General features: G+C 62.6%; 13 protein-coding genes. 3 read left to right on the forward strand and 10 right to left on the reverse strand.

All coding sequences use genetic code 11. The features are described from left to right. Positions 1 to 70: 70 nt before the first annotated feature. The 7 genes from AC3EML_RS20595 to moaA form a co-directional block, all read right to left on the reverse strand. Positions 71 to 856 (reverse strand): ABC transporter substrate-binding protein, encoded by a 786-nt coding sequence (locus tag AC3EML_RS20595; protein ID WP_023688509.1) that lies wholly within the window; start codon positions 854 to 856, stop codon positions 71 to 73. A 319-nt stretch (positions 857 to 1,175) separates the two neighbouring features. Further along, positions 1,176 to 1,679, reverse strand: a complete 504-nt coding sequence (gene mobB, locus AC3EML_RS20600; RefSeq protein WP_023738823.1) for a molybdopterin-guanine dinucleotide biosynthesis protein B — start codon at positions 1,677 to 1,679, stop codon at positions 1,176 to 1,178. Continuing rightward, a complete protein-coding gene (gene mobA, locus AC3EML_RS20605) occupies positions 1,676 to 2,308 on the reverse strand; it encodes a molybdenum cofactor guanylyltransferase MobA (protein ID WP_023726593.1) in 633 nt (210 codons plus the stop codon). Before mobA ends, mobB begins: the two co-directional genes overlap by 4 nt. Positions 2,309 to 2,315: 7 nt before the next feature. Next, on the reverse strand, positions 2,316 to 3,236 hold the full coding sequence (locus tag AC3EML_RS20610; protein ID WP_352520353.1) for a DMT family transporter: 921 nt from the start codon (positions 3,234 to 3,236) through the stop codon (positions 2,316 to 2,318). A 227-nt stretch (positions 3,237 to 3,463) separates the two neighbouring features. Next, positions 3,464 to 3,820, reverse strand: a complete 357-nt coding sequence (locus tag AC3EML_RS20615) for a hypothetical protein (RefSeq protein WP_023832161.1) — start codon at positions 3,818 to 3,820, stop codon at positions 3,464 to 3,466. A 121-nt stretch (positions 3,821 to 3,941) separates the two neighbouring features. Further along, complete coding sequence (locus AC3EML_RS20620) at positions 3,942 to 4,412, reverse strand: hypothetical protein (RefSeq protein WP_023669001.1); 471 nt, start codon at positions 4,410 to 4,412, stop codon at positions 3,942 to 3,944. 149 nt (positions 4,413 to 4,561) lie between these two features. Further along, positions 4,562 to 5,557, reverse strand: coding sequence for a GTP 3',8-cyclase MoaA (moaA, locus tag AC3EML_RS20625; protein WP_031214771.1), 996 nt, complete (start codon positions 5,555 to 5,557; stop codon positions 4,562 to 4,564). Positions 5,558 to 5,757: 200 nt separating this feature from the next. On the opposite strand from moaA, the gene AC3EML_RS20630 reads away from it, so the two are divergent. Further along, positions 5,758 to 6,111 (forward strand): gamma-butyrobetaine hydroxylase family protein, encoded by a 354-nt coding sequence (locus tag AC3EML_RS20630; RefSeq protein WP_023668999.1) that lies wholly within the window; start codon positions 5,758 to 5,760, stop codon positions 6,109 to 6,111. A gap of 65 nt (positions 6,112 to 6,176) precedes the next feature. After that, positions 6,177 to 6,788 carry a pyridoxamine 5'-phosphate oxidase family protein gene (locus AC3EML_RS20635; protein ID WP_023688503.1) on the forward strand — a complete coding sequence of 204 codons (612 nt, stop codon included), beginning with the start codon at positions 6,177 to 6,179 and terminating at the stop codon, positions 6,786 to 6,788. Between the two features lie 26 nt (positions 6,789 to 6,814). Here AC3EML_RS20635 and AC3EML_RS20640 read toward each other — a convergent pair whose 3' ends face one another. Beyond that, entirely contained in the window at positions 6,815 to 7,267 is a 453-nt protein-coding gene (locus AC3EML_RS20640) for a MarR family winged helix-turn-helix transcriptional regulator (RefSeq protein WP_023668997.1), read from the reverse strand. 48 nt (positions 7,268 to 7,315) lie between these two features. On the opposite strand from AC3EML_RS20640, the gene AC3EML_RS20645 reads away from it, so the two are divergent. After that, positions 7,316 to 8,224 (forward strand): alpha/beta hydrolase, encoded by a 909-nt coding sequence (locus tag AC3EML_RS20645; RefSeq protein ID WP_023668996.1) that lies wholly within the window; start codon positions 7,316 to 7,318, stop codon positions 8,222 to 8,224. Between the two features lie 45 nt (positions 8,225 to 8,269). Here the strand turns inward: AC3EML_RS20645 and AC3EML_RS20650 are convergent, their stop codons facing one another. Both AC3EML_RS20650 and AC3EML_RS20655 read right to left on the reverse strand, forming a co-directional pair. Then, positions 8,270 to 8,668 carry a rhodanese-like domain-containing protein gene (locus AC3EML_RS20650; protein ID WP_023688500.1) on the reverse strand — a complete coding sequence of 133 codons (399 nt, stop codon included), beginning with the start codon at positions 8,666 to 8,668 and terminating at the stop codon, positions 8,270 to 8,272. Between the two features lie 62 nt (positions 8,669 to 8,730). Then, the gene (locus AC3EML_RS20655) at positions 8,731 to 9,339 is read right to left on the reverse strand and encodes a TetR/AcrR family transcriptional regulator (RefSeq protein WP_023748790.1); all 609 of its coding nucleotides are present in this window, start codon (positions 9,337 to 9,339) and stop codon (positions 8,731 to 8,733) included. Positions 9,340 to 9,407 lie beyond the last annotated feature (68 nt).

A 9,407-nucleotide genomic window follows, 5' to 3' on the forward strand; every position in this document is an offset into this window, starting at 1 on the left:
GGTCTTGTCTCCACTTCTGTCAGGCCAAGGCGGCAGGAGGAAACTTCCCCTGCCGCCTTGTTTCAGACGTTCAGGACTCGGCGCCGAAGACGTCGAACTTGAAGTACTTGTCGTTGATTTCCTTGTACTTTCCGTTAGCGCGGATTGCGTCGATGGCGCTGTTCAACTTGTTGACCAGATCCGTCTCGCCCTTGCGCACGGCGATGCCGGCGCCCGGTCCAAAGATATCGACCGGCTGCGGCGAGGGCTGGCCGAGAATCTTGCAGCAGGCGCCATCAGGCGAATCCAGGAACTGCTGCAACACGACGATATCGTCCTCGATCGCGTCGAGACGGCCATTGGCGAGATCGGCCTGCTCTTCGGGGCTGCTCGGATAGCCCTTGACCGTGCTGTCCGTATAGGTTTTCGAGGCGTAATTGAAATGCGTCGTCGTGGTTGCGACGCCGATGGTCTTGCCGGCCAGGTCTTCCTTGGTCACGCCCTTGAGGGTCGAATCCTTGGGTACCGCGATCGCCGACGGCGTGTTGTAGTATTTGTGGGTGAAGTCGACCTTCTCGGCGCGCTCCGGTGTGATCGACATCGAGGCGACGATGGCGTCGAACTTGCCGGCCTGCAGGGCCGGAATGATGCCGTCCCAATCCTGGGCGACGAAGGTGCACTTGACCTTCATCTCGTCGCAGAGCGCCTTGGCGATGTCGATGTCGAAGCCCACGAGCTGGCCGTCGGAGGTCAGGTTGTTGAATGGGGGGTAGGCGCCTTCGGTGCCGATTCTCAGGGTCGTTTCCTGAGCCTGGGCGACGCCGAGCGTCAGCAGCGCAGCCGATGCGGCGAGCGCGATACGCAGTGCAATACGCATGATAGTCCTCTCTTTATGGCTCCCGGCCGTCGTTCCGGAACGGCTCTGTGGGGCGGTGCTTTTGACCGCCCGCTGGCGCGATACTCCCACTGTTTTCGGGAGAAAAGCAACTGTAAAACCGTTGCTTGCGGGATTTGCGGGTCCAGCCAATGCCGACGCCGGGTTAATGCATGTCGCCCAAAAGTGCGCAGCGGTTTTGGGACGACGACATGCATAAATAAAACAACCTGAAGCGCGTCGCATGAGGCCGTTCAGGCGAGACGCGCTTAGACAATGCAACGGCTGAAGAGGGCGGCTGACCCGGGCGAGGGCAGGCGCCTCAGGGTTTGAGGCCGGTCATGCGCTCGATGAAGTCGGCTATCCCTCCCGTGTCGTCGAGATCGAACACAGGCAGGCTTTCGCCGGTAACCGCGAAGTCGGCGGCAATCGCCACGATATGTCCGTCGTTCGCCGACAGCGGCGAGCGGTCCTTGGCCTCCTGCCGCCGGGTCTCGATCTTTTTGTGCACCTCGCGCTTGTAGCCTTCGACCAGCACGATGTCGCACGGGGCCAACCGCGACAGGACCGTCTCCAGCGTCGGCTCGTCCTCACCGCGCAATTCATGCATCAGCGCCCAGCGTTTGCCCGACACCACCGCGACTTCGGTGGCGCCCGCCTGGCGGTGACGAAAGCTGTCGGCGCCAGGCTTGTCGATGTCGAACTCATGATGGGCGTGTTTGACCGTCGACACTGTCCAGCCGCGCCGGACGAGCTCTGTGACCAGCTTCTCGGTCAGTGTGGTCTTGCCGGAATTCTTCCAGCCGGTGATGCCGAAGATGTTCATGGGCCGATGCTCTGCAACAGACGCTCGGCCACCGCAAGGTCGTGCGGTGTGTTGATGTTGAAGAACGGGTCGATCTCGTCACTGCCGTGGGTCAGCAACGGAAATTCCACTTCGACACAGTTGTGCCGCTCGATGAAGGCGGAGACGCGCCTGTTGTCCTCGTGGATCAGAAAGTGGCGGAGTGCCTGGCCTAGCCCAAGCGGCCACAGCGCGAAGGTCGGATGCTGCCGGCCGCCGGAACTGGCAACCGCAATCGAGCCTGGTCGCTCGTCAACAGCCGCAGCCAGCCTCACGACCAGGTCCACCGGCAGAAACGGCGTGTCGCCGGCGGCCGTCGCCAATGCCTTGAAAGCGGTATTCGCTGCCGCCCATTCGAGGCCGGTGAGGATTCCGGCAAGCGGTCCGGCATAGCCTTCCACCGCATCGGCGAGAACCGGAAGACCGGCCGCCTCGAAGCGCGCCGGGTCGCCATTGGCGCTGAGCGCCAGCGATCCGACCTGCGGCGCCAGGCGGGCAACGACATGGTCGAGAAGCGGACGCCCGCCAAGCGCCAGCAAAGTCTTGTCGCCGCCGCCCATGCGCCGTGACAGGCCTCCGGCCAGGATAATTCCTGCAATGTCTTGGCTCATGGCCAACCTATATGCCGTCCGGCGCCATGTCGGGTCCAGCGCTTTCGGCCGCCGGCTTCTGCCGGCCGACGACCCGCTCGCGATAGAGCGCGTAGAGGCCGGAGCCGATGATGATGGCGGAGCCAAAGATCATCGGCAGGTCGGGGACATCGCCGAAGATGATGAGGCCAAGCAGCATCGACCAAAAGAGGGCGGTGTAGCGGAATGGCGCAATGAAGGAGATGTCGCCGGCCCGCATTGCTATGATGATGAACTGGTAGCCGATCAGCACCAGCACCGCCGCCAATGCCAAAAGTGCCGTGCCTTTGCCGGACATCGGCGTCCAGCCGCCCATCGGCGACAGGAGCACGGCGCCAACGATGGTCATGGCGATTGCCGTTGCCGTCGACACCAGCAAGGTCGGGATAGCGCTCGGGATGCGCTTGGTGGCGAGGTCACGTACTGCGCAACAGGCGACGCTGACGAGTGCGTACAGCGAATAGACGCTGAAGCCTTCGAAGCCTGGCCGCACGATGATCAGCACGCCGCCGAAGCCGACCGCGATCGCCAGCCAGCGCCGCCAGCCGACCGCTTCGTTGAATACGAGTGCCGCCCCCATCGTCACCGCCAGCGGCAGCGCCTGCAGCACCGCCGAGACATTGGCGATCGGCAGATGCGCTAATGCCACAAGGAAGGCGACGGTGGCGCCGGCCTCGGCGACCACGCGAAGCGCCACCAGCGGCTGCAGCATCGACCTCGGTCGCGCGAGCGCGCCTTGCTGCCAGGCGAGCAGGCCGACGAGCAGCGACGCAAAGGCGCCGCGCACCAGCATGACTTGCGCCATGTTCATCGATTCCGACGAGAACTTGGTGATGGCGTCGTTGAGGGTGAAGCCGATCATGGCCACCATCATGCACAGCGCGCCGCGAATGTTTGGGGAAAGAGGCAAGGGCGTTACCGGTTTTGCAAGAGCAATTCCAGGAAAAGTGTGAAACGGTTTTCCGTCCGGAATTGCGTGAAAACAAAGAATAAAGCGGTTCGACGTTTCGGCGAAACGGTGAACCGCTCAAGCCTGTAGCAGCCGGCGGCAAGACAGCAACGTCAAAGAAATAGGCCACGGATTTTCACCCGTGACCCATAGAAATCCCTGAGAGGGCTGGCCGATGACCGGCAGGCTCATTTCGGCGTCAGCACCTCGGTGCCGCTGCCGTTCTTACCGGCGATGGTCCACAGGCCGTGCAGCGAGCCGTCATCTTCTACCTTGTAGACGACGAGACCGATTTCCTTGCCCATGACATAGCCGGCGGAGAAGGCATCGTCGTTGCGCATGCAGATGCCGTCCGACGATGATCCGCCCGTCTCCCAATGGATGGTGCAGGTGGTCTCGCTGGTCAGTGTGATGGTGGCTTCGCCGCCATATTTCGAGCCGTCGAAATTGGTGCCCGCAACGGTGTAGCTGCCACTGATGGACTGTGCTGCTGCCGGCGCGGCGGCAAACCCAAGCATTGCAAGAGAAAGTAAGAATGTGCGCATGTCGTATTCCCCCAAACCGAGCGACGAGCCGCTATATCAAGGAATCTAGGCTCGAACGCGCTTGCGGTAAATCCGCCAGCTATATGCGCATGAGACTTTTTCTGGTGTGTGTCCGAAAAGCTCACAGTCCTTTGAGGCTGCCGGCAATGGCGCCGACCAGCGGATCGTATTTCGCTTTAACGGCCGGCGGATAGTCGATCCGCACGGTGCGGATGACGCCGTCCTTGCCGAACAGGCGCCGTTCGTAAAAGATCTTGCCATCCTTCAGTCCCGACAGCACCGCCCAGTTCTTGCCGGTCTTGCTGTAGCTGATCTGGTAGCCCGCTTCCTTGATTGCCTTCTCCTCGGCGACGAAGCTCTTTGGGGTGTCGTCACTGACGTTGAAAATACCGGAGCAGATCAGGCTGGCGCCGTCGGCGCTGAGCCATTGCTGTCCGTCGCCATTGTACGGCTCGGGCTGGCGATCGGTGAAGATGTCGTCCGGAAAGGTGCAGACCGTGCCGAAGCGCGCATTGGTGTAGGTGAACGGCGCTGCATTGGCGCTGCCTGCCGCGATCAGTGCAACTGCCAATCCAATGGAAAGACGCTTCATTCGATGTCTCCAGTGAACTAGAGCAATTCCAGGAAAAGTGTGATCGGTTTTCCGTCCGGAATTGCGCAAAAAACAAAGACATAGAGCGGTTCGCCGTGAAACGGTGAACTGCTCTATGGAGACACTCCTTGCACCAAATCGCGGAAAAATCAGCCGCCGGTGACGCTCATATGCCTCGATACCGAGGGGCGGCTCGTGCGGCGGTCGATGATGAAATCATGGCCCTTCGGCTTGCGGCCGATCGCTTCGTCGATGGCAGCAGCGACCAGTTCGTTGCCTTCCGAGGTACGCAACGGCGCGCGCAGGTCGGCGGCATCCTCCTGGCCCAGGCACATATAGAGCGTGCCGGTGCAGGTCAGCCGCACGCGGTTGCAGCTTTCGCAGAAATTATGCGTCATCGGCGTGATGAAGCCCAGCCTGCCGCCGGTCTCTGCGACATGGACGTAGCGGGCCGGACCGCCGGTCTTGTAGGGGATGTCGCTCAGCGTGAACTGGCGCTCGAGCGAAGCGCGCAGCAGCGACAGCGGCAGATACTGGTCGGTGCGGTCGGCGTCGATCTCGCCCATCGGCATGGTTTCGATGACGGTCAAGTCCATGCCGCGGCCATGCGCCCAGCGCATCATCTCCGGCAGCTCGACGTCGTTGAAGTCCTTCAGCGCAACGGCGTTGAGCTTCACCTTCAGCCCCGCCGCCTGCGCGGCATCGATGCCTTGCATGACCTTGCCGAGATGGCCCCAGCGGGTGATGGCGTGGAACTTGTCGGCATCGAGCGTATCCAGCGAGACATTGATGCGCTCGACACCGCAATCGGCAAGCTCGGCGGCAAAGCGCGACAGCTGCGAGCCATTGGTGGTCAGCGTCAACTCTTCCAGCGCGCCGCTCTTCAGGTGCCGCGACAGCTGGCGCACCAGATGCATGATGTTCTTGCGCACCAGCGGCTCGCCGCCGGTGAGGCGCAGTTTGCGCACGCCCTTTTCGATGAAGACGGTGCAGAGCCGGTCGAGTTCCTCGAGCGACAGCAGGTCCTTCTTGGGCAGGAACGCCATGTCCTCGGCCATGCAATAGGTGCAGCGGAAATCGCAGCGGTCGGTGACCGACACGCGCAAGTAGCTGATCGTGCGACCGAAGGGATCGATCATGTCCATACGTTCAAGCGTTTCCAATGCTACGAGTGGTGCCGTTATATACGGCTATGTGATACGATCCAACCCGCCATTCAAGATAGCCGCTCTCGATCTTTGGTGACATTCCCTGGCCGACATCCGATGTCGGCCGGGTCCAAATGGCCTTTTCCGCTCGCGCGAAGCAGCGTAGGGAAGGGCGGATTGATGCGGGATGCAGAACAATGACGGCGCCGAAGGAACTCAGGGTCTCGAAGGACAGAAAACTGCTGTCCGTCACCTTTCCCGATCATCGGCCGTTCGAACTGCCGGCCGAATTGCTGCGCGTCGCTTCGCCCTCGGCCGAGGTGCAGGGCCATTCGCCGGACCAGCGGGTGACGGTTCCCGGCAAGCGTAACGTTGCTATCCTGAAGATCGAGCCGGTCGGCAACTACGCCGTGCGCATCACCTTCGACGATTTTCACGACACCGGCATCTTCACCTGGAATTACCTGCACACGCTTGGCCACGAAAAGGACGCGCGCTGGAATGCCTATCTCGCCGAGCTCCAGGAGAAGGGACTCAGCCGCGACCGCTAGTTCGGCACTGTCGGCAAAACGTCATTGACTGGGGGTAACGCTGGCAACAGTTCGGAGACGGGAAAATGTCTGACATCACCACGGTCGAACAGCTCGAAGCCCTCTACGGCCTGCCCGGCGAAGCGTCGACGGTCAAGGAACTCGACCACGTCATTCCCGAATATGCCGCCTTCATCGAAGCCTCGCCTTTTGTCGCTTTGGCGACGAGCGGGCCGGAAGGGCTGGACTGCTCGCCGCGCGGCGATCTCGCCGGCTTTGTGCGCATGCATGACCCGAAGACGCTGATGATGCCGGACAGGCGCGGCAACAACCGCGCCGATTCGCTTAAGAACATCATCCGCGATCCTCGCGTCGGGCTGCTGTTTCTTGTGCCGGGTTCGGGCACGACGCTGCGCGTCAACGGCCGCGCCCGCATCGCCACCGACGCCGCGCTTTGCGCCTCCTTCGCCGTCGAAGGCAAGCCGGCGCGCTCGGTCACCGTGGTCGATGTCGATTCGGTCTATTTCCAGTGTGCCCGCGCCATCGTTCGCTCGGAGCTGTGGAACCCGGCAAAGCACGTCGACCCGAAATCGCTGCCGACACCCGGAACAATCCTGGAAGTCACCAGCCGCAAGAATATCGATGCCGGTACTTACGACAAGGAATGGCCGGAGCGGGCGAAGAAGACGATGTGGTGAGGTGGGAGGCGCGTGGATCGAACGGCTCAGGTATCCTTCAGCACGTCATAGATCTTGCGCATCTGTTCGCCGATCATGTCGCACTGTTCCGCTGTCGACTGGCTCATCGCCTTTTCGATCAGCGCCATATGCACCTTCAGCGCCTTCATCAAAAGCTCCGTGCCGGCCTCGGTAAGCGTCAGCCGCAGCACGCGCTTGTCCTTCTCGTCGCCTTCGCGGCGCAGCAGGCCGCGCGCCTCGAGCTGCGGCAACAGCATGGTGATGTTGGAGCGGCCGACCAGCAGTTTGCGGGCGAGATCGTGCTGCGACATGCCGGGATGGCGATAGAGGTTCATCAGCACGTCGAGCTGCGCCGGCTTGAGATCCAGCGGCGCCAGCTTTACCGCCAGCGCACGCTCCAGCACATGGCAGGCGCGCGCCACCGCGACCCAGTTGCGAAAGCGCGGGTTGTCCCAGGGCAGCTCTTGTTTAATGTTCATGTTTGAACTATTATGTTCATGCTTGAACGGAATGGATGGACCGCCACTATGGCATCATTTGGACTGAAGGTCATCCGGGGCGTGTTCCGCGCCGCCGAGCATGTGGCGCCCCGCCTGAGCGGGCGCGCCGCCTTCGAACTGTTCTGCCGCACGCCCAGCGTCAAGGCGCTCAGCGACGGCGAGCGGCGTGCGGTCGACCGCGCCGCCGGCTTCATGGCCGAGGCGCGCCATCATCGGCTGACGACCAAGGCCGGCTGCGTCATGGTGCACGAATTCCGGCCCGAGCCGGGCAGGGCGTCCGCCGGCACGGTGCTGGTGGTCCATGGCTGGCGTTCGCGCACGGAATATATGCGGGCGCTGATCGAAGGCTTTCGCGATGCGGGCTACCGGGTCGCCTCGCTCGACCTGCCGGGCCATGGCCAGTCGCTGGGCCGTCATCTCAATATGGTCAATGCGGTCGAGGCGGTCAGGGTCGCCGGCGAATGGTTCGGTCCGTTCAAGGCGATCGTCGGCCATTCCTTCGGTGGCGCCGTCGCCGCCAATGCCATTGCCGGTTCGATCAAGGGTATCCAGCCCGTCGCGGCCGAGCGGCTGGTGCTGGTCGCCGCGCCAAGTTCCCTGCCGGCGATCTTCGCCGACTTCAGCCGCATGCTCAATGTCGGTCCGCGTTCGCAGGTTTCCATGGCCGATCAGGTGAAAAGGCTGTCGGGCCGGCCGCTGCATGAATTCACCGGCGACCGCCAGTTGGCTGAGGCGCCGGTGCCGACGCTGGTCATCCACGCGCCGGACGACCGCGAAGTCCCCGCCGATCATGCCACACGTTATGCCGGCGCCGGCAGCCATGTGCGGCTGCACTGGGCCGATGGGCTCGGCCACCGTCGCATTCTCGCCGACAAAGGTGTTGTCGAACGCGCTGTGACTTTTGTCAAAAACGAGCGCGAGCCGATACTGCATTGATTCCAATGGGTGTATTGTCGACTCCGACAACGCCGGAGCGGTGAGCTAACCGTTCTTCTTGCCGCCCGGCTCGACGGGCAATCCGGCCGCCTTCCAGGCGGTATAGCCGCCAAGGATGTGCTTGACCGGCGACAGCCCCATATCCTGCGCCGTCTTGGTGGCCAGCGCCGAGCGCCAGCCGCCGGCGCAAAAGAAGACGAAGCTTTTGCCCGAGGCAAAGAACGGCTTGTGGTAAGGGCTTTCGGGATCGATCCAGAATTCCAGCATGCCGCGAGTGACATGTTTGGCGCCGGGGATCTGGCCGTCCCGCTCGATCTCGCGTGGATCGCGCAGGTCGACGAAGATGGTGTCCTCGTCGTCGAGCAGCCCGGCCGCTTCCTCGGGCGAGACCACCTCGATCTCGGCATTGGCCTCGTCGAGCAACTCGCGATACCCTTTTTTCACGGATGATCCCTCCCGGCGCATTTCGCCGCCGACTGGATTTCCAGCACAAGCTCCGCGCTTTGTCACGCTGTTCCGACCAGCCCCTGCCACGCCGCCATCGCTCCGGCCACTGTGGCCATCAGCGCTTCGCACGAGGCGCCGTCGCGGGCCTGGATCGACATGCCGTGCTGGACCGTCGCATAGAAGGTCGCCGCCGCGTTGCTGTCGAAGCCCGCCGGCAATTCGCCTTCCGCCACACCGCGTTCCAGCCGTCTCAGCAAGAGGGTGTGGTTTTCGGCGCGGCGGCGGCGCAAATCATCGCAGATCGCGCCGCTGCTTGAATCCTGGTGCAGTGCGCCCAGCGCGATGAGACAGCCCTGCGGGCGGTCGTCCTGAGAGTACGCTTTTGCCGTCTGGCGCAGGAAATTCTCGATCGCCTGGCATGCCGTCGGCGCTTCGTCCAGCGCGCTCCAGATCTCGGTGCCTTCGTTGCGGGTGTAATACTCGGTCGCTTCCAGAAACAGCGCCTCCTTGCTGCCGAAGGCGGCATAGAGGCTGGGCGAGCTGATCCCCATCGCCGCGGTCAGTTCGGCGATCGAGGTGCCCTCATAGCCTTTGGCCCAGAACAGCTCCATCGCCTGCCGCAAGGCGGCGGTTCGATCGAAGGTGCGGGGACGGCCTCTTTCCGGCATGACGATCTTTTCTGTGTTGATCGATACATAATTCACTTGACGTCGCCAGGCAAGGTTGCCAGATATTT

It is taken from the genome of Mesorhizobium sp. P170090, from assembly GCF_057786115.1.

What these genes read in the sequence shown, in the direction of transcription:
- AC3EML_RS20615 (WP_023832161.1), bottom strand. Translation starts at nt 3,820, where the DNA reads ATGCGCACATTCTTACTTTCTCTTGCAATGCTTGGGTTTGCCGCCGCG.
- AC3EML_RS20595 (WP_023688509.1), bottom strand. Translation starts at nt 856, where the DNA reads ATGCGTATTGCACTGCGTATCGCGCTCGCCGCATCGGCTGCGCTGCTG.
- mobB (WP_023738823.1), bottom strand. Translation starts at nt 1,679, where the DNA reads ATGAACATCTTCGGCATCACCGGCTGGAAGAATTCCGGCAAGACCACA.
- AC3EML_RS20640 (WP_023668997.1), bottom strand. Translation starts at nt 7,267, where the DNA reads ATGAACATTAAACAAGAGCTGCCCTGGGACAACCCGCGCTTTCGCAAC.
- AC3EML_RS20620 (WP_023669001.1), bottom strand. Translation starts at nt 4,412, where the DNA reads ATGAAGCGTCTTTCCATTGGATTGGCAGTTGCACTGATCGCGGCAGGC.
- AC3EML_RS20655 (WP_023748790.1), bottom strand. Translation starts at nt 9,339, where the DNA reads ATGCCGGAAAGAGGCCGTCCCCGCACCTTCGATCGAACCGCCGCCTTG.
- AC3EML_RS20630 (WP_023668999.1), top strand. Translation starts at nt 5,758, where the DNA reads ATGACGGCGCCGAAGGAACTCAGGGTCTCGAAGGACAGAAAACTGCTG.
- AC3EML_RS20645 (WP_023668996.1), top strand. Translation starts at nt 7,316, where the DNA reads ATGGCATCATTTGGACTGAAGGTCATCCGGGGCGTGTTCCGCGCCGCC.
- mobA (WP_023726593.1), bottom strand. Translation starts at nt 2,308, where the DNA reads ATGAGCCAAGACATTGCAGGAATTATCCTGGCCGGAGGCCTGTCACGG.
- moaA (WP_031214771.1), bottom strand. Translation starts at nt 5,557, where the DNA reads ATGGACATGATCGATCCCTTCGGTCGCACGATCAGCTACTTGCGCGTG.
- AC3EML_RS20635 (WP_023688503.1), top strand. Translation starts at nt 6,177, where the DNA reads ATGTCTGACATCACCACGGTCGAACAGCTCGAAGCCCTCTACGGCCTG.